General features: G+C 71.1%; 25 protein-coding genes and 1 pseudogene. 4 read left to right on the forward strand and 22 right to left on the reverse strand.

Annotated features, from left to right (window positions below; genetic code table 11):
- Window positions 1–28 precede the first annotated feature (28 nt).
- Both cydD and cydC read left to right on the forward strand, forming a co-directional pair.
- Window positions 29–1627, forward strand: a complete 1599-nt coding sequence (gene cydD / locus H7I87_RS07575) for a thiol reductant ABC exporter subunit CydD (RefSeq protein ID WP_031348035.1) — start codon at window positions 29–31, stop codon at window positions 1625–1627.
- Window positions 1614–3390 (forward strand): annotated as a pseudogene (gene cydC, locus H7I87_RS07580) (thiol reductant ABC exporter subunit CydC). Before cydD ends, cydC begins: the two are co-directional and overlap by 14 nt.
- Here the strand turns inward: cydC and H7I87_RS07585 are convergent.
- From H7I87_RS07585 to H7I87_RS07630, 10 genes are all read right to left on the reverse strand, one after another.
- Window positions 3303–4700, reverse strand: coding sequence for a bifunctional lysylphosphatidylglycerol flippase/synthetase MprF (locus tag H7I87_RS07585; protein WP_011725301.1), 1398 nt, complete (start codon window positions 4698–4700; stop codon window positions 3303–3305). The pseudogene cydC and the gene H7I87_RS07585 overlap by 88 nt on opposite strands.
- Window positions 4701–4841: 141 nt before the next feature.
- Window positions 4842–5744, reverse strand: a complete 903-nt coding sequence (locus H7I87_RS07590) for an acyl-CoA thioesterase II (RefSeq protein WP_011725302.1) — start codon at window positions 5742–5744, stop codon at window positions 4842–4844.
- Window positions 5745–5816: 72 nt separating this feature from the next.
- Window positions 5817–7235, reverse strand: coding sequence for a pyruvate kinase (gene pyk, locus H7I87_RS07595; protein WP_003877740.1), 1419 nt, complete (start codon window positions 7233–7235; stop codon window positions 5817–5819).
- A 66-nt stretch (window positions 7236–7301) separates the two neighbouring features.
- Complete coding sequence (locus tag H7I87_RS07600) at window positions 7302–7655, reverse strand: DUF2752 domain-containing protein (protein WP_011725303.1); 354 nt, start codon at window positions 7653–7655, stop codon at window positions 7302–7304.
- Between the two features lie 107 nt (window positions 7656–7762).
- Complete coding sequence (locus H7I87_RS07605; protein WP_011725304.1) at window positions 7763–9085, reverse strand: prolipoprotein diacylglyceryl transferase; 1323 nt, start codon at window positions 9083–9085, stop codon at window positions 7763–7765.
- The gene (gene trpA, locus H7I87_RS07610) at window positions 9082–9897 is read right to left on the reverse strand and encodes a tryptophan synthase subunit alpha (RefSeq protein ID WP_003876219.1); all 816 of its coding nucleotides are present in this window, start codon (window positions 9895–9897) and stop codon (window positions 9082–9084) included. The genes H7I87_RS07605 and trpA overlap by 4 nt, the downstream gene beginning before the upstream one ends.
- Window positions 9894–11165, reverse strand: a complete 1272-nt coding sequence (gene trpB / locus H7I87_RS07615) for a tryptophan synthase subunit beta (RefSeq protein WP_011725306.1) — start codon at window positions 11163–11165, stop codon at window positions 9894–9896. Before trpB ends, trpA begins: the two co-directional genes overlap by 4 nt.
- A gap of 71 nt (window positions 11166–11236) precedes the next feature.
- The gene (gene trpC, locus H7I87_RS07620) at window positions 11237–12055 is read right to left on the reverse strand and encodes an indole-3-glycerol phosphate synthase TrpC (RefSeq protein WP_003877736.1); all 819 of its coding nucleotides are present in this window, start codon (window positions 12053–12055) and stop codon (window positions 11237–11239) included.
- A 113-nt stretch (window positions 12056–12168) separates the two neighbouring features.
- Entirely contained in the window at window positions 12169–12849 is a 681-nt protein-coding gene (locus H7I87_RS07625; RefSeq protein WP_009977372.1) for a TIGR02234 family membrane protein, read from the reverse strand.
- Entirely contained in the window at window positions 12846–14378 is a 1533-nt protein-coding gene (locus H7I87_RS07630) for an anthranilate synthase component I (protein WP_011725308.1), read from the reverse strand. The genes H7I87_RS07625 and H7I87_RS07630 overlap by 4 nt, the downstream gene beginning before the upstream one ends.
- 172 nt (window positions 14379–14550) lie before the next feature.
- Between H7I87_RS07630 and H7I87_RS07635 the strand changes: the two genes are divergently transcribed.
- Window positions 14551–15009, forward strand: coding sequence for a peroxiredoxin (locus tag H7I87_RS07635; protein ID WP_009977375.1), 459 nt, complete (start codon window positions 14551–14553; stop codon window positions 15007–15009).
- A gap of 3 nt (window positions 15010–15012) precedes the next feature.
- Here H7I87_RS07635 and H7I87_RS07640 read toward each other — a convergent pair whose 3' ends face one another.
- The 9 genes from H7I87_RS07640 to hisD form a co-directional block, all read right to left on the reverse strand.
- On the reverse strand, window positions 15013–16119 hold the full coding sequence (locus tag H7I87_RS07640; RefSeq protein ID WP_003877734.1) for a calcium:cation antiporter: 1107 nt from the start codon (window positions 16117–16119) through the stop codon (window positions 15013–15015).
- Between the two features lie 102 nt (window positions 16120–16221).
- Window positions 16222–16569: a phosphoribosyl-AMP cyclohydrolase gene (hisI, locus tag H7I87_RS07645; protein WP_011725309.1), complete on the reverse strand. Its 348-nt coding sequence runs from the start codon at window positions 16567–16569 to the stop codon at window positions 16222–16224.
- Window positions 16566–17363, reverse strand: coding sequence for an imidazole glycerol phosphate synthase subunit HisF (hisF, locus tag H7I87_RS07650; protein ID WP_009977378.1), 798 nt, complete (start codon window positions 17361–17363; stop codon window positions 16566–16568). Before hisF ends, hisI begins: the two co-directional genes overlap by 4 nt.
- A gap of 1 nt (window position 17364) precedes the next feature.
- On the reverse strand, window positions 17365–18165 hold the full coding sequence (locus H7I87_RS07655) for an inositol monophosphatase family protein (RefSeq protein WP_009977379.1): 801 nt from the start codon (window positions 18163–18165) through the stop codon (window positions 17365–17367).
- A gap of 6 nt (window positions 18166–18171) precedes the next feature.
- A complete protein-coding gene (gene priA / locus H7I87_RS07660) occupies window positions 18172–18903 on the reverse strand; it encodes a bifunctional 1-(5-phosphoribosyl)-5-((5-phosphoribosylamino)methylideneamino)imidazole-4-carboxamide isomerase/phosphoribosylanthranilate isomerase PriA (RefSeq protein WP_009977380.1) in 732 nt (243 codons plus the stop codon).
- Between the two features lie 20 nt (window positions 18904–18923).
- The gene (gene hisH, locus H7I87_RS07665) at window positions 18924–19544 is read right to left on the reverse strand and encodes an imidazole glycerol phosphate synthase subunit HisH (protein ID WP_009977381.1); all 621 of its coding nucleotides are present in this window, start codon (window positions 19542–19544) and stop codon (window positions 18924–18926) included.
- Window positions 19541–20164 (reverse strand): imidazoleglycerol-phosphate dehydratase HisB, encoded by a 624-nt coding sequence (gene hisB, locus H7I87_RS07670; RefSeq protein ID WP_003876207.1) that lies wholly within the window; start codon window positions 20162–20164, stop codon window positions 19541–19543. Before hisB ends, hisH begins: the two co-directional genes overlap by 4 nt.
- The gene (locus H7I87_RS07675) at window positions 20161–21357 is read right to left on the reverse strand and encodes a histidinol-phosphate transaminase (RefSeq protein ID WP_023863951.1); all 1197 of its coding nucleotides are present in this window, start codon (window positions 21355–21357) and stop codon (window positions 20161–20163) included. Before H7I87_RS07675 ends, hisB begins: the two co-directional genes overlap by 4 nt.
- Window positions 21354–22757 (reverse strand): histidinol dehydrogenase, encoded by a 1404-nt coding sequence (gene hisD / locus H7I87_RS07680; protein ID WP_011725311.1) that lies wholly within the window; start codon window positions 22755–22757, stop codon window positions 21354–21356. The genes H7I87_RS07675 and hisD overlap by 4 nt, the downstream gene beginning before the upstream one ends.
- A 131-nt stretch (window positions 22758–22888) precedes the next feature.
- Between hisD and H7I87_RS07685 the strand changes: the two genes are divergently transcribed.
- On the forward strand, window positions 22889–23302 hold the full coding sequence (locus H7I87_RS07685) for a nitroreductase family deazaflavin-dependent oxidoreductase (protein ID WP_009977387.1): 414 nt from the start codon (window positions 22889–22891) through the stop codon (window positions 23300–23302).
- Window positions 23303–23422: 120 nt separating this feature from the next.
- Here the strand turns inward: H7I87_RS07685 and nadC are convergent, their stop codons facing one another.
- From nadC to nadA, 3 genes are read right to left on the reverse strand one after another with little or no spacing between them, the layout of a single operon-like run.
- Window positions 23423–24277, reverse strand: a complete 855-nt coding sequence (gene nadC / locus H7I87_RS07690) for a carboxylating nicotinate-nucleotide diphosphorylase (protein WP_167380269.1) — start codon at window positions 24275–24277, stop codon at window positions 23423–23425.
- Window positions 24278–24279: 2 nt separating this feature from the next.
- Window positions 24280–25872: an L-aspartate oxidase gene (locus H7I87_RS07695; protein ID WP_033724797.1), complete on the reverse strand. Its 1593-nt coding sequence runs from the start codon at window positions 25870–25872 to the stop codon at window positions 24280–24282.
- Window positions 25869–26918 (reverse strand): quinolinate synthase NadA, encoded by a 1050-nt coding sequence (gene nadA, locus H7I87_RS07700; RefSeq protein ID WP_011725314.1) that lies wholly within the window; start codon window positions 26916–26918, stop codon window positions 25869–25871. Before nadA ends, H7I87_RS07695 begins: the two co-directional genes overlap by 4 nt.
- Window positions 26919–26955 lie beyond the last annotated feature (37 nt).

The raw sequence follows: 26955 nt of genomic DNA on the forward strand, positions 1-26955 counted from the left end.
GCCGGTGCGCCGCTACCTGGTGGCGGCGGTGGGCTGCGGGGTGCTGATCTCGGGCTGCGCGATCGGCTCGGCCGTTGTGCTGGCCGGCATCGTCGCGCGCGTCGTCGGCGATACCTCCGCCGGCGAGATGCGCTCCTGGCCGGCGCCGCTGTCAATCCTGTTGGCGCTGTGGGCCGTCCGGGCGGTGGCGCATTGGCTGCAGGCCCGGCTGGGGCAGCGGGGAGCCAGCGCGGTGATCGCCGACCTGTCCGGGCAGGTGCTCGCCGCGGTCACCGCCCGCCCGCCCGCCGAGCTGGCCGCGCAACGCGACGAAGCGGCGGTGGTGGTCACCCGCGGCCTGGACGGGCTGCGGCCCTACTTCACCGGATACCTGCCGACGCTGATGCTGGCCGCCATCCTGACCCCGGCCACCGTGGCGGTGATCGCGGCCTACGACGTGAAATCCACGGTGATCGTGGCGATCACGCTGCCACTGATCCCGATCTTCATGGTCCTGATCGGGCTGGCGACCCGTGACCGCTCCGCGGCGGCGCTGGCCGCGATGACCACCCTGCAGGCCCGGCTGCTCGACCTGATCGCCGGCATCCCCACCCTGCGCGCGCTGGGACGAAGCTCGGGTCCCGACCGGAGCATCGCCGAACTCGCTGCCGCGCACCGCCGCTCGGCGATGGCGACGCTGCGGATCGCCTTCCTGTCGGCGCTGGTGCTGGAATTGCTGGCCACGCTGGGGGTGGCGCTGATCGCCGTCGGCATCGGCCTGCGCCTGGTGTTCGGCGAGATGACACTGACCGCCGGTTTGACGGTGTTGCTGCTGGCGCCGGACGTGTACTGGCCGCTGCGCCGCATCGGTGTGGAATTCCATGCCGCTCAAGACGGAAGAACCGCCGCCGGCGCGGCGTTCGCCCTCATCGGCGAGCCGGGCGGGCCGAGCGCCGCGAAGGTTCGCACCCGCACCGTCACCGCCCGCGGCGCGCCGATCCGTCTGGAACACCTCAGCGTGGCGGGTCGCGACGGCCAGGCGCCCTGCGATCTGAGCGCGGTGATCGAACCCGGCGCGGTGACCGTGCTGACCGGGCGCAACGGCGCCGGCAAGAGCACCACGCTGCAGGCGATTGCCGGCATCACGGCGCCGTCGTCGGGCCGGGTCACCGTGGGCGGTGTCGACGTCGCCGACCTGGCGCCGCGCGGGTGGTGGGCGCAGTTGTCCTGGCTGCCGCAGCGCCCGGTGCTGGTGCCGGGCACCGTCGACGAAAACCTGCGGCTGTTCGGCGAACTCGACGACATCGAAACCGCCTGTGCCATCGCGGGTTTCGACACTGTGCTGGCCGAGCTGCCCGATGCGGGCGCCACCCTGCTGGGCCGCGGCGGAGTCGGCCTGTCCCTGGGGCAGCGGCAGCGGCTGGGCCTTGCCCGCGCGCTCGGATCGCGGGCCGCCGTGCTGCTGCTCGACGAGCCGACCGCGCACCTGGACGCGGGCACCGAAGAACGCGTGTTGCGGGCTGTCGTCGAACGGGCCCGCGCCGGCGCCACCGTCGTCGTGGTGGGGCACCGCGAGCCGGTCCTGGCCATCGGCGACCGGGTCGTCGCGGTGTCCGCCGACCGTGGAGCACGTTGTGCCGCGGCCTGATTCGTTCGCGTCCGCCTCCAGCGGCAGGCCGCTGCTGGCGGCCGCGGGCCTGCTGTCGCCCCGGCTGCCGCGCCTCGCCGCGGCGATCACGCTGGGGGTGCTGTCGCTGGGCAGCGCGCTGGCGTTGGCCGGGGTGTCCGCGTGGCTGATCACCCGCGCCTGGCAGATGCCGCCGGTGCTGGACCTGTCCGTCGCCGCGGTCGCGGTGCGGATGTTCGCGATCTCCCGCGGCGTGCTGCACTACTGCGAGCGACTGGTCACCCACGACACGGCCCTGCGGGCGGCCGGCGCCGCGCGGGTGGCGGTATACCAGCGGCTGACGCGCGGCGGCGCGGCAGCCGCCGTCCGGCTGCACAGCGGCGAGCTGGTGGCCCGGGTGGGCGCCGATGTCGACGAACTGGCCAACGTGCTGGTGCGCGCACTGGTGCCGATGGGTGTGGCGGCGGTGCTGGCGGCGGCGGCGACCGCGGTCGTCGCCGCGATCTCACCGGCGGCGGGCGGGGCATTGGCGATCTGCCTGCTGGTCGCCGGCTTCGTCGCGCCCCGCCTGGCGGGCCGGGCCGCCGCGACTCAGGAAGACATTGCGCGCCAACAGCATTCGCAGCGCGACAGGGCGGCGATGCTGGCGCTCGAACACGCCCCCGAGCTGCGCATCGCCGGTCTGCTGCCCGAGGTCATCGCCGAATCGCAACGCCGCCAACGGGCGTGGGGCGCCGCCCTGGACGCGGCGGGCAAGCCGGCCGCCGTGGCCGAGGCGATGCCCACCGCGGCGATCGGGGCCAGCGTGCTGGGCGCGGTGGTGGCCGCCATCGGCATGGCGCACGCCGTCGCGCCCACCACCCTGGCGGTCCTGATGTTGCTGCCGCTGTCCGCCTTCGAGGCGATGACGCCGCTGCCGGCCGCTGCCGTCCAGTTGACCCGGTCACGGATCGCCGCGCGCCGCCTGCTCGAGCTCACCGCGACCGAACCCCCGCGCCCGGCCGGCTCCGTACCCCGGCCGACGGGTCCGGGCCGGCTGACCGCCGACATCCATTCCGGTCACGACGGCGCGGCCCGCGAGTCCCGCGTGACGCTGGACCTGCGGCCGGGGGCGCGGCTGGCCGTCACCGGCGCCAGCGGCTGCGGAAAGACGACGCTGCTGATGACGCTGGCCGGTCTGCTGCCGCCGCTGCAGGGACAGGTGGTGCTGGACGGCGTCGCGTTGAGCGAGTTCGATGAATGCGAGTTAGCAAGGGCCATCGTCTTTTTCGCCGAGGACGCGCATGTCTTCGCCACCACCGTCCGGGACAACCTGCTGGTGGCCCGCGGCGACTGCCCCGACGACGAACTGACCGACGCGCTGGGGGCGGTCGGGCTGGACGACTGGCTGGCCGGGTTGCCCGACGGCCTGTCCACGGTGTTGACCGGTGGCGCGCAGGCGATTTCGGCGGGCCAGCGGCGCAGGCTGTTGCTGGCCCGCGCGGTGATCTCCCCCGCCCGCATCGTGCTGCTCGACGAGCCCACCGAGCACCTCGACGCCGGCGACGCCGAGCGGCTGCTGCGCGACCTGCTGGCGCCGGATTCGCGGCTGCTGTCCCCGCCGCGCACCGTGGTGGTGGCCACCCATCACCTGCCGGAGGGAATCGGCTGTCGCGAACTTCGCGTCGATCGGGGCCCGGCCGCCGGCTAGCGATGCCTACAGGTGCCGGCGGCGCGGCAGGAATTCCAGCGACAACAGCACGAACAGCAGCGGGACGATCTGGGTCATGGAGATCACCGCGTAGCGCCGCCCGTCCAGTGCATGCCACTTGCGCACGTACCGGTACAGCGACTCCAGCGCGATCAACGGGTCGAGCACGTGGGTCAACCGGTAGAAGATGCGCCGGGTCCAGCCGCGGTTCTTGTCCTCGAAGATCTCCGGGAACGCGGCGAAGGCCAGCGATACCCGTTGCGCCCCACGGTCTTTGCCGGCCATGACCATGTCGACGCTGAGCCGCTCGTCGAGTCCGTTGGGGGCGCCGCGGCGCCGCCACGGCACGTCGAGGGTGATGTCGCTGCCGCCGCCGGCGGTGGCGTAGCGGTGAAACGCCTGCACCTTGCCCGTCGCGTCCCTGGCGATGATCAACAAGATTCCGGGGAACCGCCCTTCCAGCACCCCGTCGAGGTTCATGTGGAAGCCGCGATCGGCGTGGGCCCCCTTGGACGACTCCCGCACCACCTCGGTCAGCTCGGCCAGCAGCTCGTCGCTGAGTTCCTGCTCGGCGACGATTTCGGTTGTGACGCCGCAGTTGTGGGTGCGTTTGACGGCCTGACGCAGGTTGCGGAACTTGCGGCCGACCATGTCGAAGCTGCTCACGTCGACGACCACGTCGCGCCCGATCGGTATGGGCCGCAACGTTTGTCCCAGGACCGCCGAGTCCTTCCACAACTCGAGGCGCCGCTCGCTGCAGCCCACCACGGCGATGCGCCATCCGTGGGCGTGGCAGGTGGCGGCGAAATCGGCGACCAGTTCCGGGAAGTGGGCTTCGTCGCCGATCGGGTCCCCGCTGACCACCGCGATCCCCAGCCGCGTCCGGTAGGCCAGCGCGGCGCTGCCATCGGCGCTGAAGTGGTAGCTCTTGCCGGTCTGCATGGTGAACGGCGCCAGCGCGTCGTCGCGGGTGGCGTTGATCAGCTCCCATATTCGCGGCAGGTCGGCGGGCCGCGGGTGCGACGACGTCGGCCACATCAACACCATTCCCGAGCCGGCGATCAGCACGTCGCCCAGCAGGTCGAAGGACAACACGTGCAGCCCCAGCCCCGCCAGCACGAAAAAGGCGGCGACGGCGGCGTGCATCGTCGTCACCGGCCGGCCCAGGAAGATCCCGCGCGCGATCCAGGCCACGGCGACCAGGACGGTCAGCGACCAGGCCAGCCGATCGGCGTAGTGCCAACTCGGATTGCTGTGGTGGTGCACGAGGATCTGGATCAACCAGCACGCCGCGCAGAACAGTCCCAGGGCTCCGATCAACCGGGCCGCCCGTGAATCGGCGGAAACCACAACGCGTTCCCCCGCGCGCGGTTTCGGTGCGACGTCCACCACCGGCCCGTTCACCCTCACCTCCCGATGCGCTGACAACAGCCGGGCGGCTGTGCGCCGCCTCTGCACCGAATACCCGGCACCGTCAAAATTACGCCCGATCCCGCTCGTATCGGCCGGTTTCGGGCCGATATCCTGCAGCTTTTGCGTAACGGTTTACCGGCGGGCGGAGGGAAAGTATTTCAGCACACCCTCCTGCATGACGGTGGCCAGCGGTTGCCCGGACCGGTCGAAGAAATGCCCGGTGCCCAGCCCGCGCGAATCGGCGGCCACCGGCGACGACGTGGAGTACAGCACCCAGTCGTTGAAGTCGACCTGACGGTGAAACCAGATGGAATGGTTGGCCGAGGCGGCGAAAATGCGGTCGAATCCCCAGGAAAGACCGTGCGTGGTGATGACGGAGTCCAGCACCGTGGTGTCCGAGGAGTACACCATGGCCGCGGTGTGCAGGACCGGGTCGTCGGGAAGCTTGCCCAGCGCCTTGACCCAGACCCGATTGTGGGGCAGCCGCTCCCCTTTCGTCCGCATCACCCACGCCGGGTCGTTGGTGTAGCGCCATTCGATGGGCTGCAGCGCGTTGACGAAGTGCGGCACGGTCTCTTCGTAGCCGCGCAGCAGTTCGACGATCGTGGGTTGGGTCTCTGGGTCGGCCACCCGTGGCGGGTCGACGCCGTGCTCGAGTCCGCGGCCACCGGCCATGTAGGAGATCAGTGCCGAGCACAGCAGCGTGCCGTCCTGCACCGCGTCGACGCGGCGGTTGGCGAACCGCCGCTCGTCGCGCAGCCGGGTGACGCGGTATTCGATGTCCTTGCCGGTGTCGCCGCCGTTGATGAAATGCACCGAGAGCGCGCTGGGGGGCAGGTCGTCGCGAATCAGGCTGCGGCTGCTGGCCACAAACGACTGCGACATGAGCTGTCCGCCGAACGTTCGCATCGGATTCTTGCTGGGATGCGATCCGACGAACAGATCGTCGGCGACGCGCCGGAGGTCCAGCGTCGCCAGCAGCTCCTCGAAGTCGGCCGTGGTGTTCGGCTCCTGGGATTCAGCGCCGGCTGGCACGAGCTCTCCTCTGGTTCGATGCGCCCGCCCGTTTCTCAGGCCGCGCAGCGGCCCGTGTCGTCGCCGGGCGGGCTAGACGTCGTCCTCGCCGATCCGGTGCACGTGGATCAGGTTGGTTGACCCTACTGTGCCAGGTGGCGCACCGGCGACGATCACCACCAGGTCACCACGCCGGTACCGACCGAGTTCCAGCAGCGACTTGTCCACCTGGCGGATCATGCCGTCGGTGGAGGTCATCATCGGCACGATGAACGTCTCGGTGCCCCAGGTCATGGCCAGCTGGCTGCGCACCTCCGGCCATGCCGTGAAGGCCAGCAGCGGCAGCGGGGTGTGCAACCGCGCCAGCCGCTTGACGGTGTCGCCGGACTGGGTGAACGCGACCAGCGCCTTGGCGTCCAGGCGTTCGCCGATGTCGCGGGCCGCATACGAGATCACCCCGCGTTTGGTGCGGGGCACGTGGGTGAGCGGCGGGGCGGCCGTGGAGTTGTCCTCGACCGCGCAGATGATGCGCGCCATGGTCCGCACGGCCGCCAGCGGGTACTTGCCCACCGAGGTCTCCCCGGACAGCATCACGGCGTCCGCGCCGTCCAGCACGGCGTTGGCGACGTCGGAGGCCTCGGCCCGGGTCGGCCGTGAGTTCTCGATCATCGAATCGAGCATCTGGGTTGCCACGATGACGGGTTTGGCGTTCTCCCGGGCCATCTGGATGGCCCGCTTCTGCACCAGCGGAACCTCTTCCAGGGGAAGTTCGACACCGAGGTCGCCGCGGGCCACCATGATGGCGTCGAAGGCCAGCACGATGGCTTCCAGGTTGTCGACGGCCTCCGGCTTTTCCAGTTTGGCGATCACGGGCACCCGCCGGCCGACGCGGTCCATCACCTCGTGCACCAGCTCGACGTCGGAGGGCGAACGCACGAAGGACAGCGCGACCAGGTCGACGCCCAGCTCGAGCGCGAAGGTGAGGTCCTCGATGTCCTTGTCGGACAAGGCCGGTGCGGAGACGTTCATGCCGGGCAGCGAGATGCCCTTGTTGTTGCTGACCGGGCCGCCCTCGACCACGGTGCAGATGACGTCGTCGCCCTCGATGCCGTCGACCACCAGGCCGACCTTGCCGTCGTCGACCAGGACCCGGTCCCCGACCGCGGCGTCCTGGGCGAGTTGTTTGTAGGTGGTCGACACCCGGTCGTGGCTGCCTTCGCAGTCGGCGACGGTGATGCGGACCGTTTCGCCGTCGGCCCAGTAGGTGGGCCCGGTGGCAAAGCGCCCTAGGCGGATCTTGGGGCCCTGCAGATCGGCGAGCACGCCGACGGCGCGGCCGGTGGCGTCGGAGGCCACCCGCACCCGTTCGTAGGCGGCTTTGTGGTCGGCGTAGTCGCCGTGGCTGAAGTTCAGTCGGGCGACGTCCATTCCGGCCTCGACCAGCGCCAAAATCAACTCGTCCGAATTGGTCGCCGGGCCAAGGGTGCAGACGATCTTCCCGCGTCTACTCACGCCGACCCAGCATAGTCGTGTGCCCGCGTCCCGGCCCGCACATAACGCACGGCGCGCAGTGTGCTGTTACCCACCGAGAACAGTCGGAAACAGGGGGAAGGCGGGCAGGTTACGCAGCACTGTCCACACCAGGGTGGCGACGACGACCGCCGGCACCGCCGCCGCGGGCAGCGCTCGCCGGCCGCGGGCGCGCCGAACCAGCAGGAACGCGGCCAGCGTCGGGACGGCGGCCAGCAGGAAGACGTTGTCGTGGACGGCGGCCCACAGGTCGCCGTGCAGCAGGTCGTGTGTCATGCGCAGGCCGCCGCAGAACGGGCAATTCCAGCCGGTGAGCCATTTGAACGGACACGGCGGGTAGATCGACGCCGGATCGTGAGGGTCGGCCAGCCCGATGTAGCCGAGCGCTCCGCTGAGTGCCACGGCCGTTCCGGCCGCGACGTGGCGGCGATGACGGCCACCGCGCGCGAGCGGCTGGGATGGCATCACCTGCCCAGCATGCCAGATCGACGCCGGGTCGTTGCCTGCCGCTAGCGGCCCGAGAGCCGGTCGCGCAGTCGCGCACCCCAGCGCCGTTTCGTTTCCGGCTGCTGCGGGGCGGGTTCGGGTTCCTCGGCGACGGGTTGCTCGGGCGCTTCGCCGGATTCCTCTTCGGGCTCTTCGTCGGAATCCGCTTCGGGCTCTTCGGTTTCCGGCTCTTCGGGCTCTTCAGCTTCTGGCTCTTCAGGTTCCTCGGCTTCCGGCTCGCCCGGCTCTTCGGCCGCTTCCGTTTCTTCGGATTCCGGCTCTTCGGCCGCTTCCGCTTCCGTTTCTTCGGATTCCGGCTTCTCGACGTCCGGCTCCGCCGATTCTTCGGGCCGCTGCGCCGTCGCGTCGGCGCCGGCGGCTTCGGCGCCGTCCGCCGGCGCCGCCACACCCTCGGTCGCCGCCTCGGTCGTCGCCGCCACCGTCGCCGGCTCGGGCTCGGCGGGTTCCTCCTCGACGTATTGGTTGCCGCGCAAGCTCTCCGGGTCCTCGCGGCCCTTCGGCGCCGCCATCAGATACACCACGGCCCCGATGAACACGAACGTCGAGGTGAACGAATTGATCCGGATGCCGGCGATGTGGGTGGCGGTGTCGTCACGCAACAGCTCCACACAGAAGCGGCCCACGCAGTAGCCGGCCACATACAGCGCGAACAGCCGGCCGTGGCCCAGCGTCAGCCGTCGATCCGCGTACAGCAGGGCGACGAAAATCAAAAGATTCCACAGCAATTCGTACAGGAACGTCGGCTGCACCACCAGCGCGACCTGGCCCGTCGAGACGCCGTCCAGCGAATGCGGGTCGATGTATCCCGACGGGTCACGCCGGTAGAAGATCTCCAGGCCCCAGGGCAGGGTGGTTTCGCGGCCGTAGAGCTCCTGATTGAAGTAGTTGCCGAGCCGGCCGATGGCCTGCGCCAGAATGATGCCCGGCGCCAACGCGTCCGCGAACGCCGGCAGCGGAATGCCATGTCGCCGGCACCCGATCCAGGCGCCGACCGCGCCGAGCGCCACCGCGCCCCAAATGCCCAGGCCGCCGTCCCAGATCCGCACCGCCGCACCGAATCCGGCGCCGCCGGGGCCCCAGTAGGTTCGCCAGTCGGTGGCCAGGTGATAGAGCCGCCCGCCGACCAACCCGAACGGCACCGTCCACAACGCGATGTCATAGATGACGCCGCGTTCGCCGCCGCGCGCCTCCCAGCGGCGGTCACCGATCAGCAGCGCCGCCACGATCCCGGCGATGATGAACAACGCGTAGGCCCGAATCGGCACCGGGCCCAGATGCCAGACGCCCTGCGGCGGGCTGGGGAAATAGGCGAGCAGCTTGGTCACGAGGCGGCCGCCCTCTGCCGAACACCAGCGGCGAGTTCTTCAGTCAGCGCACGCAATGCGGTCAAACCTCCGTCCCCCAGCGCCGACACCAGCGCCGACCCGACGATGACACCGTCGGCGTAGCCGCCGATCTGGGCGGCTTGCTCGCGCGAGCGCACGCCGAGCCCGACCCCGACGGGTATGTCCGAGATCTCCCTGACCCTGCTCACCAACTCCGGCGCGGCATGCGACACCGCGTCGCGCGCCCCGGTGACGCCCATCGTCGAAGCCGCATAGACGAATCCGCGCGACGCCTCGACCGTCAGCGCCAACCGCTGCGGCGTCGACGACGGCGCCACCAGGAAAATCCGGTCCAGCCCGTGCCGCTCGGAGGCCGCCAGCCACTGCCCGGCTTCGTCGGGGATGAGGTCGGGCGTGATCAGGCCGTAGCCGCCGGCCGCGGCCAGGTCGCGGGCGAACGCGTCGACCCCGTAGCGCAGCACCGGGTTCCAGTAGGTCATCACCACCGCGCGCCCGCCCGCCGCGCTGATCGCCTCGACCGCGGCCAGTGTGTCGCGCACCCGCACGCCGCCGTGCAGCGCGGCCTCAGTGGCCCGGGCGATGGTCGGGCCGTCCATCCCCGGATCCGAGTACGGCACCCCGACTTCGACGATGTCGCAACCCGATTCGACCAGCGCCACCATCGCCTGCACCGAGGTCGGCACGTCCGGGTAACCGGTGGGCAGGTAGCCGATCAGCGCCGCCCGATCGTCGTCGCGGCACGCCTCGAAGATCGGCGACAGCCGGCTCGCCTGGCTCTGCTTGACGGTCATCGGTCGCTGGACCCCAACAGCCCGAACCACTTTGCCGCCGTCTCGACGTCCTTGTCCCCGCGCCCGGACAGGTTCACCACGATGATCGCGCCGCGGCCCAGCTCGGGCCCCAACTTCAGCGCACCCGCCACGGCGTGCGCGGACTCGATGGCCGGGATGATCCCCTCGGTGCGGCACAGCACCCGAAACGCGTCCATCGCCTCGGCGTCGGTGATCGGACGGTATTCGGCACGGCCGGTCTCGCGCAGATACGCATGTTCTGGACCGACTCCGGGATAGTCGAGACCCGCTGAGATGGAATGGGATTCGATGGTCTGCCCGTCTTCGTCCTGCAGCAGGTAGGAGAACGACCCCTGGAACGCCCCGGGCGAGCCGCCGCTGAAAGTCGCGGCGTGCCTTCCGGTTTCGACGCCGTCACCGGCCGCCTCGAATCCCACCAGCCGCACGCCGGGGTCGTCGATGAACGGATGGAAGATCCCGATGGCGTTGGAGCCGCCGCCGATGCAGGCCACCACCGCGTCGGGCAGCCGGCCCGCCTGCGCCTGGATCTGGGCGCGGGCCTCCAGCCCGATGATGCGCTGGAAATCGCGGACCATGGCCGGAAAGGGATGCGGCCCGGCCGCGGTGCCGAAGCAGTAGAACGTGTTGTCGGCGTTGGTGACCCAGTCCCGGAAGGCTTCGTTGATGGCGTCCTTGAGCGTTTTCGAACCGCTCTGCACCGAGACGACCGTCGCACCCAGCAGGCGCATCCGCGCCACGTTGAGCGCCTGGCGCTCGGTGTCCACCGCGCCCATGTAGATCACGCATTCCAGGCCCAGCAGGGCGCAGGCCGTGGCGGTGGCCACGCCGTGCTGGCCGGCCCCGGTCTCGGCGATCACCCGCTTCTTGCCCATCCGCTGGGCCAGCAACGCCTGACCGAGCACGTTGTTGATCTTGTGAGAACCGGTGTGGTTCAAGTCTTCTCGCTTGAGGAAGATCCGCGCGCCGGCCTGCTCGGACAGCCGCGGGGCCTCGTACAACGGCGACGGCCGCCCCGCGTAGTTCGCCTGCAGATAGTCCAGCGTGTCCAGGAAGTCCTGGTTGACGCGCTCCTTCTCGTAGGCGGTGGTGACCTCTTCGATGACGGCCATCAGCGCCTCCGCGACGTAACGGCCGCCGTACACGCCGAAATGCCCACCGGCGTCGGGTTCATGACGGGTGGGTTCGGCGATCGCTGCGCTCGGAAGCGGAAGGTCCGGACGGGTCCGGGGGGAGATGTCCACCGTCACCAGGGCTCTACGCGGGGATGGCTCATCGGGTTCAACGTTTCGGCGGGGCGGCTCTTCACTGACGTGAGCGGTTAGCGAGCCGGTTTCGGACAGGACGGATGGGTGCCCGCGGTAACCAGGTCGGCGACCGCGGCGCGCGGGTCACCGCTTTTCACCAGGCCCTCGCCCACCAGGACGGCGTCGGCGCCCGCGCCGGCATACGCCAGCAGGTCGCCGGTGCCGCGCACGCCGGACTCGGCGATCCGGATCACGTTGCTGGGCAAGCCGGGAGCGATGCGGGCGAAGCAATCCCGGTCCACCTCCAGCGTCGCCAGATCGCGGGCGTTGACGCCGATCACCTTGGCGCCGGCCCGCAGCGCCCGGTCGGCTTCTTCCTCGGTGTGCACCTCGACGAGCGCGGTCATGCCCAGCGATTCGGTGCGGTCCAGCATCGACACCAGCGCCGACTGCTCCAGCGCGGCCACGATGAGCAGCAGCATGTCGGCGCCGTGCGCACGCGCCTCGTGGATCTGATACGGCTGCACCACAAAGTCTTTGCGCAGCACCGGGATGGAGACCGCGGCCCGGACCGCGTCCAGGTCGTCGAGCGAGCCGTGAAAACGCCGCTCCTCGGTCAACACGCTGATGATGCGGGCGCCGCCGTCTTCGTAGGCGCGGGCCAGTTTGGCCGGATCGGCGATGGTCGCCAGGGAACCCGCCGACGGGCTGGCGCGCTTGACTTCGGCGATGACGCCGATTCCGGGCTCGCGCAACGCGGCCATCACGTCGAGTGGCGGTGGCGCGGCGGCCGCGGCGGCTTTGATCTCCGACAGGCTGATCAGGGCTTCGCGCGCGGCAACGTCGGCCCGGACTCCTTCGAGGATGGAGTCAAGCACGGTAGCCGGACTCATGCCTGTCGTTTCCCTTCGCCCTGTCGCCCGCCGTCATCCCACGGCCACTTCGTTGTTCCCCAGCCGATTGCGACGACGTCAATGAAGGGTAGCGGCCCGCGGCTCGCGTCCCGTCACCGACCCTCGGTGTCGGACCCGCTGGGTCGATCGGTCGGGTCGCGCCCCTCGTCAAGGGCGTCCCAGATCATCCGCTCCGACATTTCCGGCGTCTCCGGCTGCTCCAGCATCGCTCCGTCGGCCGCGTTACGTCGCGTAATCGAGCGGCGCGTCGCCGGTGTCGCGTACTTCAGTGCGCTCGACCGGGCGGACTTCGGGTCCGACGCGGAACGCATCAGCAGCACGGCGGCGATCAGCGTGAGCGCGGCGGCGGCCACCGTGATCCCGGCGCCCAGGTACCGCCGCTCGCTGCCGACCAGCGAGATCACCGACAGGTGCGCCAGCTCGGTGCCGCGCACCGCGACGTCGGGCAGCACCCATAGGCTGACGCCCAGGTAGCCGACCGCCAGGCTGGCCACCGCCAGCAGGCCGGCCAGCGCGCGCAGCAGCCACCCGCGCACCGCGATCGCGGCGACCGCGGCGGCCAGCAGCAGCAACGCCAGCGGCAGCAACGCCGTCGACCACGTCCCGCCGGACAGGGTCACCGCCTTGGGCGGCCCCAGCCCGTCGAACGAGCGGATCACCACCCACGGCAGGCGCGCGGCCACCCACAACCCCACGGCCGCGATCACCAGCAGCAGCTGGGCGATCCGGATCAACCAGCGGCCGTCCAGCCTCCGCGCGCGGGCCTCGGTCATCGCCGCGCGCCCGGTTCGGTCAGCGTCTCGGCGGCCGCGATCGCGCCGAGCACCGCGCGCGCCTTGTTGGTGGCCTCCGTGTATTCGTAGGGGCCGTTGGAGTCCGCCACCACCCCGCCACCCGATTGCACGTAGGCGGTGCCGCCACGCATCAGCGCCGTGCGGATGGCGATGGCGAAGTCGGCGTTGCCGGCGAAGTCCAGGTAGCCGACCACGCCGCCGTAGAGGCCGCGGCGCGTCTTCTCCACCTCTTCGATCAGCTCCATCGCCCGCACCTTCGGCGCACCCGATAGGGTGCCGGCCGGGAAGCAGGCCGTCACCGCGTCCAGGGCGGTCCTGCCCGCGTCGAGCACGCCGGTCACCGTCGAGACCAGATGCATGACGTGGCTGTAGCGCTCGATGTGGCTGTAGTCGTCGACCCGGACGGTGCCCGGCGCGCACACCCGGCCCAGATCGTTGCGGCCCAGATCGACCAGCATCAGATGCTCGGCGCGTTCCTTCTCGTCGGCCAGCAGCTCCTTTTCCAGCAGCTGGTCCTCTTCGTCGGTCTGCCCGCGCCACCGGGTCCCGGCGATCGGGTGGGTGGTCGCGACGCCGTCGGCCACCGTGACCAGAGCCTCCGGGCTGGACCCGACGATTGAAAAGTCCGTTCCCCCAGCATCATTCGGTACATGCAGCAGATACATGTAGGGGCTGGGGTTGGTGACCCGCAACATCCGGTACACGTCGATCGGGTCGACGTCGGTGTCCATTTCGAACCGCTGCGAGGGCACCACCTGAAACGCCTCACCGGCGGCGATCTGCTCGACGAGGTAGTCGACGATCTTGCCGTACTCCTCGACGCTGCGCTGCGCGCGGTAGCGCGGCTCGGGCCGCTCGAAGGTGGCTACGGTGGAGGCCAGCGGCTGGCCCAGCGCCGCGGTCATCACGTCCAGCCGGGCGACGGCGTCGTCGTAGGCCTCGTCGACCCGTTCGTCGGTCCCGTTCCAGTTCACCGCGTTGGCGATCAGCGTGATGGTGCCCTCGTGGTGGTCGACGGCCGCCAGATCGGTGGCCAGCAGCAGCAGCATGTCCGGCAGGCCCAGGTCGTCGACGGCCAGCTCGGGCAGCCGCTCCAGGCGCCGCACCAGGTCGTAGGCGAAGAAGCCGACCATGCCGCCCGACAACGGCGGCAGCCCGCTCAGCGGCCCGGTGGCCAGCAGGTCCAGGGTGGCGCGCAGTGCCTGCAGCGGATCGCCGCCGGTCGGTGCGTCCTGCGGCACCACCCCCAGCCAGCCGGCTTCCCCGTCGCGCACGGTCAGCGCCGACGGCGACCCGGCGCCGATGAACGACCACCGCGACCAGGACCGGCCGTGCTCGGCCGACTCCAGCAGGAAGGTGCCCGGGCGGTTGGCGGCGAGTTTGCGGTAGGCCGACAGCGGCGTCTCGCTGTCGGCCAGCACCTTGCGGGTCACCGGGACCACGCGGTGCTCGGCCGCCAGCTGGCGGAAATCCTCTCGTGAGGTCGTCGCGGCGAGGTGGGCGTGCACCGACCCATCCTCCCAGACGCGGCCCGGTGGCTCGGCCCGCCCGCGCCCGCTGGCTCGGCCCGCCCGCGGCCCGGTGGCCCGGCCCGTCCGCGGATGTAACGCCACGGCGAATTCGCGGCCCATTTTCCGCCGTGGCGTTACGACCGGCGGCGGCGCGCGTAGCGTGTCGCCCATGAAACCTGGTGACACCGTCGCGGACTTCGAACTGCCCGACCAGACGGGAACGCCGCGCAAGCTCAGCGACCTGCTCGCCGCGGGGCCCGTCGTCCTGTTCTTCTACCCGGCGGCGATGACGCCCGGGTGCACCAAGGAGGCGTGTCACTTCCGCGACCTGGCCGCCGAGTTCGCCGCCGTCGGCGCCAACCGGGTGGGCATCAGCGCCGACCCGGTGGACAAGCAGGCCAAGTTCGCCGAGCTGCAGAAGTTCGACTATCCGCTGCTGTCGGATACCGATGGCGCGGTGGCCGCCCAGTTCGGCGTCAAGCGTGGACTGCTGAGCAAGCTGCTGCCGGTCAAGCGCACCACGTTCGTCATCGACACCGACCGCACCGTGCTCGACGTGATCTCCAGCGAGTTCAACATGGACACCCACGCCGACAAGGCGCTGGCCACGCTGCGCGCCCGGGCCTGACCGTCACGGGCTGACCGCCAGGAAGACGTAGGCGGCCAGCAGCACCAGATGCACCTCGCCCTGCAGCCGGGTGGCCCGCCCGGGCACGACGGTCAGCACGCTGATCACCACGGTCAGGGCCAGCAATACCAGCTGGATGGCGCCCAGCCCGAGCACCAGCGGACCCTTCAGCCAGATCGAGGCCAGCGCGATCGCCGGGATGGTGAGCCCGATGCTGGCCATCGCCGAGCCGTAGGCCAGGTTCAGGCTGATCTGGATGCGGCCCTGGCGGGCGGCCCGCACGGCCGCCAGGGTCTCGGGCAGCAGCACCAGCGCCGCGATGATCACACCCACGAACGTCTGCGGGAAGCCCACCGCGGTGACCGCCCGCTCGACGGCCGGTGACTCCTCCTCGGCCAGCCCCACCACCGCCACCAGCGCACACAGCAGCAGCACCAGGCTGACCAGCGCCTCGCGGGTGCTGGGCGGATCCGCGTGGCTCTCGTCCTCGAACAGGCTCTTCTGCCCCTTCTGCGCGATCGGCAGGAAGAAGTCGCGGTGCCGCACCGTCTGCGTGAACACGAACAGCAGGTAGACCAGCAGCGAGGCGACCGCGGCGAAGGTGAGCTGGCCGGGCGAGAACTCCTTGCCCACCTGGGTGGTGGTGAACGCCGGCAGCACCAGGCTGAGCGTCGCCAGGGTGGTCAGCGTGGCCAGCGCGGCGCCGCTGCCCTCGGCGTTGAACAACGTGACGCCGTAGCGGCGCGACCCGAGCAGCAGCGACAGCCCGGCGATGCCGTTGGTGGTGATCATCAGCGCGGCGAACGCCGTGTCCCGGGCCAGGGTCGCCGTCTCGTTGCCGCCGGACGCCATCAGCTCGACGATCAGCGCCACTTCGATGATGGTCACCGCGGCCGCGAGCACCAGCGACCCGAACGGCTCGCCGATCCGGTGCGCGACCACCTCGGCGTGATGCACCGCGGCCACCACCGCGCCGATCAGGAACAGCGCGGCCAGCGCGACCAGCACCGGCCCCAGTCGCTCGCCCCAGATCAATGCCAGCACGACGACGGCGAGCACCGGCACCACCACGGTCCAGGACAACACGTTCCGGGACAACCATTTCGACATTGCGTGCCATTCTCGTCCAAGTGATGCGCCGACGCCCCCGGAAGTGACTCCCGACACGCTGGTCAGGCGCCGGGCTCGACCTGCCGCCGGCCTGACCCCGCCCTAGTCCTGCGGGTGCAGCAGCACGTCGGCGTCGAAGCAGCTGTGGTCGCCGGTGTGGCAGGCGCCGCCGACCTGATCGACGGTCAACAACACGGTGTCGCCGTCGCAGTCCAACCGCACCGAGTGGACGTACTGGGTGTGCCCCGACGTCTCCCCCTTGACCCACTGCTGGCCGCGTGAGCGCGAATAATAGGTTGCCTCACGGGTTTCCAGCGTGCGGGCCAATGCCGCGTCGTCCATCCAGGCGACCATCAGCACGTCCCTGCTGCCGCGCTCCTGCACCACCGCCGTGACCAGGCCGTCGGCGTTGCGCTTCAGCCGAGCGGCGATCTGCGGGTCGAGCATCATCGCACCATCCTCACCGGTATGCCCGCCTCGGCCATGGCGGCCTTGACCTGTCCGATGGTCAGCTCCCGGAAGTGGAAAACGCTGGCCGCCAACACCGCGTCAGCCCCGGCCTCGATCGCGGGCGCGAAGTGTTCGGCCGCCCCGGCGCCGCCGCTGGCGATCACCGGCACGGTGACCGCGGACCGCACCGCCTGCAGCATCTCCAGGTCGAACCCGGCCTTGGTGCCGTCGGCGTCCATCGAGTTCAGCAGGATCTCCCCCACGCCCAAATCGGCTCCGCGGGAAGCCCATTCGACGGCATCGATGCCGGTGCCGCGCCGTCCGCCGTGGGTGGTGACCTCCCAGCCCGACGGGGTGGGCACCGCGCCCGGCGGCACCGTGCGGGCGTCCACGGACAGCACGATGCACTGGGAGCCGAACTGCCGCGCCATCTCCTCGAGCAGCTCGGGGCGCGCGATCGCGGCGGTGTTGACCGAGACCTTGTCGGCTCCGGCCCGCAGCAGCACGTCGACGTCGGCCACCGTGCGCACCCCGCCGCCGACGGTGAGCGGAATGAAGACCTGTTCGGCGGTGCGGCGCACCACGTCCAGCATGGTGGCGCGGCCCGACGACGACGCGGTCACGTCGAGGAAGGTGAGCTCGTCGGCGCCCTCGGCGTCGTAGACGGCGGCAAGTTCGACGGGATCGCCTGCGTCCCTGAGGTTTTCGAAGTTGACGCCCTTGACCACCCGCCCGTCGTCGACGTCCAGGCAGGGGATCACGCGTACCGCCAGGCCGCTGGAGTTCGGGCTCATCTCAGTAGTCCTCCGGTCGCCCGATATTGCCCAGGATGTCCAGGATCTCGGCGTGCGCGCCGGGTCCGGCGGCCAGCGCCGAATCCGAGGCCGGGGTCCACGGCCGCCCGGCCAGGTCGGTCACCACGCCGCCGGCGGCCCGCACCAGCGCCACCCCGGCGGCGTGGTCCCACACGTGTCCGCCGAAACTGACCGCCGCGCCCAATATCCCGTCGGCGACATAGGCCAGATCCAGGCCGGTGGAGCCGTGCATGCGCAACCGGGACGAGACCCGGCTGAGGTTTTCCAGCACCGCCATCCGGTAGCGCCCCGGGAACCGGCCGCGGGCGTCCGCGCTGAACGATCCGGCCCCGACCAGGGCGTCGGCCAGGTCGATGGAAGTCAGTGGCGGACGCGGGATTTCGTTCTTGCGCAGCGGGCCGCCGGTCACCGCGGTGTAGCGCTGGTCGAGGAACGGCAACCAGGTCAGCCCGGCCACCGGGTCGCCGTGGTGCAGCAGGGCCAGCAGGATCCCGGCCATCGGGGACCCGGCCGCGTAGTTGAACGTGCCGTCCACCGGGTCGAGCACCCACACCCATTCCGAGTCGACGGCCGAACCGCCGAACTCCTCGCCGTGCACCCCGATCCCGGTGGCGTCCACCAGCGCGGCGACCACCTGCCGCTCGATGGCGAGGTCGACGTCCGTGGCAAAGTCGTTGCCCTTCTTGCGGACCGCGGAGTCGGCGCGGTGACCGGCGAGGAAGGGCTTCGAGGCGTCGTCGAGGATCGCCGACGCCCGCGCCACCAACGCGTCCAGGTCCATGCGGCGTTACTCCGCGACCGCGGCCAGCGCCTGGGGCAGGGTGAATCGCCCGGCGTAGAGGGCCTTGCCGACGATGGCGCCCTCGACCCCGCGGCCGGTGAGCGTGGCTATGGCACGCAGGTCGTCCAGGCTGGACACCCCGCCGGAGGCGATCACCGGTGCGTCGGTGCGGTCGGCCACCGCGCCCAGCAGGTCCAGGTTCGGGCCGCCCAGCGTGCCGTCCTTGGTGACGTCGGTAACCACGTACCGCGAACAGCCTTGCCGCTCAAGGCGTTCCAGCACCTCCCACAGGTCGCCACCGTCGGTTTCCCAGCCGCGGCCGCGCAGCCGGTGCTGCCCGTCGATGGTCTGGACGTCCAGCCCGACGGCGACCTTGTCGCCGTGCTCGCCGATCGCCCGGGCGCACCACTGCGGGTTCTCCAGCGCCGCGGTGCCCAGGTTCACCCGGGCGCAGCCGGTGGCCAGCGCCGCGGCCAGCGAATCGTCGTCGCGAATCCCGCCGGACAGCTCCACCTGCACGTCCAGCTTGCCGACCACCTCGGCGAGCAGCTCGCGGTTGGACCCGCGTCCGAACGCCGCGTCCAGGTCCACCAGATGGATCCATTCCGCGCCGTCGCGCTGCCAGCCGAGCGCGGCGTCCAGCGCCGAGCCGTATTCGGTTTCACTGCCCGCCTTGCCCTGCACCAAACGCACGGCGCGGCCGTCGACCACGTCGACCGCGGGCAACAAGATCAACACATTCCCTCCTGAGCTGCTTTTCACAGGCGCTCAATCCAATTGCGCAGCACGGCCGCGCCGGCATCCCCGCTCTTCTCCGGGTGAAACTGCGTGGCCGACAGCGGGCCGTCCTCGACCGCGGCCAGAAACGGCCCCTCGTGGCGCGACCAGGTCAGCACCGCCTCGGGCGAACCCTCCCACTGTTGGGCGGCGTAGGAGTGCACGAAGTAAAACCGGGTGTCGGCGTCCAGGCCGCGGAACAGCACGCTGCCCGGCCCGGATTCGACCACGTTCCAGCCCATGTGCGGGATCACCGGCGCCTGCAGGCGTGTCACCGATCCCGGCCACTGCCCGCATCCGGAGGTCTCCACCGAGAATTCGACGCCGCGGGCGAACAGGATCTGCATCCCGACGCATACGCCCAGCACCGGACGCCCCGCCGCGACCCGCTCGGCGATGATGCGGTCCCCGCCGATCTTGCGCAGCCCGGTCATGCATGCCTCGTAGGCGCCGACGCCGGGCACCACCAGTCCGTCGGCGGCCGCGGCGGCGTCGGCGTCGGCGGTCACCTGCACCGAGGCGCCGACCCGCTCCAGCGCGCGCTGCGCCGACCGCAGGTTGCCCGAGCCGTAGTCGAGGACAACAACCGATTTACTTGTCACAGAACACCTTTGGTGGACGGCACGTCCGACACCCGCGGGTCGGGCTCGACGGCCTGACGCAGCGCACGGGCCACCGCCTTGTACTGCGCTTCGGTGATGTGGTGCGGGTCGCGCCCGTAGAGCACCCGCACGTGCAGCGCGATGCGGGCGTTCATCGCCAGCGACTCGAACACGTGCCGGTTGATGACGGTGTGGTAGGGCACCGAGCTGCCGGCGATCGTGCTGTGCTGCAGGTGATCCGGCTCGCCGCTGTGCACGCAGTAGGGCCGGCCGGACACGTCGACGGCGGCGTGGGCCAGCGTCTCGTCCATCGGGATGAAGGCGTCACCGAAGCGGCGGATGCCCCGCTTGTCGCCGAGCGCCTGGCCCAGCGCGGCGCCCAGCGCGATGGCGGTGTCCTCGATGGTGTGGTGTGCCTCGATCTCGACGTCGCCCGTGGTGCGCACGGTCAGATCGAAGCTGGCGTGGCTGCCCAGTGCGGTGAGCATGTGGTCGTAGAACGGCACACCGGTCTCCACGTCGACCCGGCCGGTGCCGTCCAGGTCGAGTTCGATGACGATGTCGGATTCCTTGGTGCGGCGCTCGATTCGCGCGCGACGGGCAGCTTGCACGGCGGTCATGGGGCTCCTAACACATGGTCGCGACCCGCTGCGCGCGGCTCGGCCGCGCTTGCGATCGCTCCTACGTTGACGGGGGCCAGCTCGGTGGCGGCGAGTTGGGCGCTGGCCCGCAGGAAGGCGTCGTTCTCCTCGGCCAGGCCGGTGGTGGCCCGCAGGAAGCCGGGGATGCCGACGTCGCGGATCAGCACGTCGGCATCCAGGTAGCGCTGCCAGCTGGCCGGCGCATCGGTGAACTCGCCGAACAGCACGAAGTTGGCGTCGCTGGGAATGACTCGAAAACCCATGCCGGTCAAGGCCGTTGACACGCGTTCGCGTTCGGCGATCAGCGCGGCGACGCTGCCCAGCGTGTCGTCGGCGTGCCGCAGCGCGGCCCGCGCGGCGGCCTGGGTCACCGACGACAGGTGGTAGGGCAACCGCACCAGCAGCATCGCCTCGATCACCGCCGGTGTGGCGATCAGGTAGCCGAGCCGGCCGCCGGCGAAGGCGAACGCCTTGCTCATGGTGCGGGTGACGACGAGCTTGGTCGGATACTCGCCCACCAGCTGCACCGCGCTGGGCTGTGACGAGAACTCGCCGTACGCCTCGTCCACGATCACGATGCCCGGCGCCGCGTCGAGCAGCCGGCGCAGGCCGGACAGCGAAACGCTTTGCCCGGACGGGTTGTTCGGGCTGGCGACGAACACCACGTCGGGCGTGCGCTCGGTCACGGCGGCCACCGCGGCATCGACGTCCAGGCTGAAGTCGTCGGCGCGGGCGGCCTGCAGCCATTCGGTGCGGGTGCCGTCGGAGATGATGGGGTGCATCGAGTAGGACGGAACGAACCCGATGGCGCTGCGTCCGGGGCCGCCGAACGCCTGCAGCAGCTGCTGCAGGATCTCGTTGGAACCGTTTGCCGCCCAGAGGTTTTCGACTCCCAGTTGGACGCCGGTCTGGGCGGTGAGGTAGCGGGCCAGGTCGCTGCGCAGCTGCACCGCGTCCCGGTCGGGGTAGCGGTGCAGGTCCGCGGCGGCCCGCGCCACCGAGCGCACCACGTCGTCCACCAGCGCCCGGCTGGGCGGGTGCGGGTTCTCGTTGGTGTTCAGCCGCACCGGGACCGCCAATTGCGGTGCGCCGTAAGGCGATTTGCCGCGCAGGTCATCGCGCAGCGGCAGGTCGTCCAGCGTGGGTTGGGGGGTGGCCCGCTGGCCGGTCACCGCTCGAACCTCCGCCGTATCGCCTCGCCGTGCGCCGGCAGGTCTTCGGCCTGCGCCAGGGTGATCACGTGCCCGGACACGTCTTTCAGCGCCGCCTCGGTGTAGTCGACGACGTGGATGCCGCGCAAGAAGGTCTGCACCGACAGGCCGCTGGAATGGCGGGCGCTGCCCGCGGTGGGCAGGACGTGATTGGAGCCGGCGCAGTAGTCGCCCAGGCTGACCGGCGAGTATGGGCCGACGAAAACGGCTCCGGCCGCGCGGATCCGGCCGGCCACGGCCGCCGCGTCGGCGGTCTGGATCTCCAGGTGCTCGGCGGCGTAGGCGTTGACGACCGTGATCCCGGCGTCCAGGTCGTCGACCAGGATGATCGCCGACTGGCGTCCGCCCAGCGCGGCGGTCACCCGCTCGCGGTGCACGGTGGTCGGCAGCTGGGCGGCCAGTTCCGCGTCGGTGGCCGCGGCCAGCTCCTCGCTGGGGGTGACCAGCACGCTGCCGGCCATCTCGTCGTGCTCGGCCTGGCTGATCAGGTCGGCGGCCACGTGCGCGGGGTCGGCGGTGTGGTCGGCCAGGATCGCGATCTCGGTCGGCCCGGCCTCGGCGTCGATGCCGACCCGCGACCGGCACAGCCGCTTGGCGGCGGTGACGTAGATGTTGCCCGGCCCGGTGATCATGTCGACCGGCACCAGCTCGGCGTCTGCCCCCGGCGACGATGCGGATCGTGCGCGATCCGAGGAGAAGCCGGGCCATTCGGCCCCGGTATCGGTCCCGCCGTAGGCCAGCAGCGCCACCGCCTGCGCGCCGCCGACCGCCCACACCTCGTCGACGCCCAGCAGCCGGGCCGCGGCCAGGATGGTCGGATGCGGCAGCCCGTCGAACTGAGCCTGCGGCGGGCTGGCCACCACCAGCGACGCGACGCCGGCGGCCTGGGCGGGCACCACGTTCATCACCACGCTGGACGGGTAGACGGCGTTGCCGCCGGGCACGTACAGGCCCACCCGCTCGACCGGCACCCAGCGCTCGGTCACCGTCGCGCCCGGTCCCAGCGTGGTGGTGACGTCGGTGCGGCGCTGGTCGGCGTGCACGGCGCGGGCGCGGTCGATCATCACCCGCAGGGCGTCGGCGACTGCCGCGTCCAGGTCGGCCAGGGCCTTGTCCAGCGCCGCCTCCGGCACCCGGACCGCCGCCGGGCGGACACCGTCGAAGGAGGCCCCGAACTCCAGCGCGGCGTCGGCGCCGCGCTCGGCCACCGCCTGCACGATGGGTCGCACCTTGGGCAGCACTGTCTCCACGTCGGCGCCGCCGCGCGGCAGCGCCGACCGCAATCGGGCAGCGGTCAGCTCGGCGCCCCGCAGGTCGATGCGGGCCATCGGTGACGCTGGGGTGGGACTCACGGTGTCCATTGTCCCAGAGGAACTCAAGTCGATATCCGGCCGGTACAGCGCCTGGATCGCGGCCGGTACAGTGCCCGTATCGAGGCCGGGATCGAGGCCCTACCCGCGCCGACAGCACGAGCCGACCCCACGGAGCCGCCATGTCCGCCAAGGATCATCCCAACAACGCCCCGGGCGTCCCGATGGTCTTTCCAGTCTGGTTTGAGAACCTTCAGGTCAAGTACCTGAATTCGGCGATCAAGCCGCTCGCGCGTTTTCTTCCCGGGACCGCGACCATCAAGCATCGTGGCCGCACGTCCGGCAAGCAGTACGAGACCGTCATCACGCCCTATCGCAAGGGCAACACCCTGGCGATCGCGCTGGGCCACGGCAAGACGAACTGGGTCAAGAACGTGCTGGCCGCCGGCGAGGCGGACGTGGTGTTCGGCCGCGACCGCTCGGTGCACCTGATCAACCCGCGGATCCTGCCGGCCGGTTCCGACGGCGCAGGCCTGCCGTTCATGGCCCGCGTCCAGCTGCGCTGGATGGGGGTTTTCGTCGCCGACATCGCCTGAGCCGATCGGCGTCGAGTGTGCGCTGGCGGCGCCGACACGCCGAGAAGTCGCTACCTGGTGCTACACCGAACGCCCAGGATGCCCACTCGGGCGCCCAAGGCGCCCAGGATGCCCAACCCGCTACATGTCCAGGCCGATGTCGAGCACCCGCACCGAATGGGTCAGCGCGCCGACGGCCAGGTAATCCACCCCGGTCGCGGCGTAGTCGGCGGCGTTCTCCAGGCTGAGGCCGCCGGAGGACTCGAGCAGGACCGCGGGGGCGCGCGCGTCGCGCCGCTGCACGGCCATCTGCGTCTGCCACACCGGGAAGTTGTCCAGCAGCACCAGTTCGGGCTTTTCCGGCAGCACCTCGTCGAGCTGCTCGAGCGAGTCGACCTCCACCTCGCAGGGCAGCTCCGGCGCCGCGTCCCGCACCGCCCGCAGCGCGTCGACCACCGACCCGGCGGCCACCACGTGGTTGTCCTTGATCAGCGCGGCGTCGCCGAGACCGAGCCGGTGGTTGACGCCGCCGCCGACCCGGACCGCGTATTTCTGCAACGCCCGCAGGCCGGGCAGGGTCTTGCGGGTGTCGCGCACCTGGGCCTTGGTGCCTTGCACGGCGGCCACCCAGTGCGCCGTCGTGGTGGCGATCCCGGACAGGTGGCAGATCAGGTTCAGCATGGTGCGCTCCGCGGTCAGCAGACCGCGGGTTTCGGCCCGCACGGTCAGCAGCGACTGGCCCGGCTGCAGGCGGGCACCGTCCTCGACGCGGTCGAGCACCTGGTAGCCGCGGGCGCCGAGCACCTCGTCCAGCACCAGCAGCGCGATGTCCACCCCGGCGATCACGCCGGGCTGCCGGGGCACCATCGACGCGGTGGCCACCGCCTCGGCGGGCACCGTCGCCAACGTGGTGACGTCGGGCCCGTAGCGCAGGTCCTCGACCAGGCCGCGCCGGATGATCTCGCGCGCCGCGGTGAGCTCGCAGTCCGAGATCATCGTCACACCACCGCCGCCAGCGAGTGCACCAGCACCGAGTTCTGGTCGTCGGCCAGTCGCAGCAGGTTGCTGCGCGCCTGCTCGGGCGCGGCCTGCGGATGCTCCTCGCGGTGGTGGCAGCCGCGGCTCTCGGTGCGGGCCAGGGCCGCGGCCGCGACCGCGCGGGCGGCGACGGCCAACGCCACGTCCTCGAAGTCGCGGCGGCCGCCGATGCTGCGGGCCGGCGCCTGCGACAGGGCGGCCGACAACCGGGTCAGCCCGGCCGCGTCGCGCACCACCGACGCGTCGCGGTTCATCGCGGCCTGCAGCTCCGCGCGCGGCGGCGCGGTGTGCGCGACGGGCTCGGGCGCCAGCGCGCGGGGGCGGCCGGCCTCCGCCGCATGCGCGGCCGCCGCCCTGCCGGCCCGGCCCCCGACCACCAGGCCTTCCAGCAGGCTGTTGGACGCCAGCCGGTTGGCGCCGTGCAGCCCGGTGCGGGCCACCTCGCCGGCGGCGAACAGGCCGGGCAGCTCGGTCCGGCCGTACACGTCGGTGACGACGCCGCCGCAGCTGTAGTGCGCCCCGGGCACCACGGGGATGGGTTGGCGCACCGGGTCGATGCCGGCGGCCCGGCAGGCCGCCGTCACGGTCGGGAACCGGTCGGCGAAGTCGAAGATGTGCCGCGCGTCCAGGTAGACGCAGGCGTCGCCGGTGGCTTTCAGCCGCGCGTCGATGGCGGCGGCGACCACGTCGCGCGGCGCCAGGTCGCCCATCGGGTGCACCCCGGCGGTCACCGAATCACCTTGGGAATCAATCAGTTTCGCTCCCTCGCCGCGGATGGCCTCGGTGACCAGCGGGCGCCGACCGCCACCGGCGCCGGGGGCGAAGAGCATGGTGGGATGGAACTGGATGAACTCCAGGTCGCTGACCGCGACGCCGGCCCACAGGCCCAGCGCGATGCCGTCGCCGGTGGAGCCCTCCGGGTTGGTGGTCGCGCCGTAGAGGTGTCCGAGACCGCCGGAGGCCAGGATCACCGACGGCGCGCTGATGATCCCGCAGCCGTGCGGGTTGCCGACCAGCACGCCGGTGACGGCTTCGTCGCCCATGGAGCCGTCGTGCAGCACCCGCAGCGCCACGTGCCCGGTGCGGATGTCCAGCATCCGTGCGGCGTGGTCGAGCGCGCGCTGCACCTCGGCGCCGGTGGCGTCGCCGCCGGCGTGCACGATGCGGCGCCGGGAGTGCCCGCCCTCGCGGGTCAGCGCCCACTGGCCGGGGGCCGATTCGTCGAATCGCGCTCCGTCACCGACCAATTCGGAGACCGCCGCGTACCCGTCGGCCACGATGGAGTAGACCGCCTGCGGGTCGCACAGGCCCGCGCCCGCGACGACGGTGTCGGCGACATGGGCCTCGACCGAATCGTCGTTGTGCGGCAACACCACCGCGATGCCGCCCTGCGCGTAGTGGGTGGCGGTGGCCCCGCGCGCCTGGTCGGCCTTGCTCAGCACGACGACGCTGCGGCCGACGCGGTGGGCGGCCAGCGCGGCGGCCAATCCGGCGACGCCGGTGCCGATCACGACGACGTCGGCGCTGTGTGTCCACTGGGGACGGGTGATCATTCGCCACCGCCCGGCTGGCCGATCTCGATCATGCGCTGCACGCTGCGCCGGCCGGCAGCCGCGATGCCGGGGTCGACGTGCACCTCGTCGGCGCCCTCGACCAGGCAGCGCAGCAGAGCCGCCGGGGTGATCATCTTCATGTACCGGCAGGAGGCGCGGTCGTTGACGGCCTGGAAATCGACTTGCGGTGCGGCCCGGCGCAATTGGTAGAGCATGCCGACCTCGGTGGCCACCAACACCTTGCGCGCGCTGGTGGTGTTCGCGGCGTCCAGCATGCCGCCGGTGGACAGGATTTTGACCCGGTCCGCGGGGAAGGCTCCCTCCCCCGCAAGGTACAAAGCCGAAGTGGCACAACCACATTCGGGATGGACGAACAGCTCGGCATCGGGGTTGGCGCGCGCCCGCTCACCCAGTTCGTCGCCGTTGATGCCGGCGTGCACGTGGCATTCGCCGGCCCACACGTGCAGGTTTTCCCGGCCCGTCATCCGGCGCACGTGCGCGCCCAGGAACTGGTCGGGGCAGAACAGCACCTCGCGGTCGGGGTCGATGGAAGCCACCACGTCGACCGCATTGGACGAGGTGCAGCAGATGTCGGTGAGCGCCTTGACCGCCGCGGTGGTGTTGACGTAGGAGACGACGACCGCGCCGGGGTGTTCGTCCTTCCAGGCGCGCAGGTCCTCGGGCGTGATGGAGTCGGCCAGCGAGCAGCCGGCGCGCTGGTCGGGGATCAGCACCGTCTTGTCGGGGCTGAGGATCTTGGCGGTCTCGGCCATGAAGTGCACCCCGCAGAACACGATGGTGTCCTCGGGTGCCTCGGCGGCGATCCGCGACAGCGCCAGCGAGTCGCCCACGTGGTCGGCCACGTCTTGGATCTCGGGCAGCTGGTAGTTGTGCGCCAGGATGGTGGCGCCGCGCAACTTCGCCAGGCGGCGAACCTCGGCGGCCCACTGCGCATCGCCGTCCACACCGGTGTAACCGGTGGGCGAGTCGGTGATGTCGGCAACCATGTCTTCAGCGAGCGTGTCCATGCGATTGAGCACCGTCATGGCGGCTCCTTTCCGGCCAGGAGGTTTTCGACTTATA

This window comes from Mycobacterium timonense (assembly GCF_025821985.1).
GTDB lineage: Bacteria > Actinomycetota > Actinomycetes > Mycobacteriales > Mycobacteriaceae > Mycobacterium > Mycobacterium avium.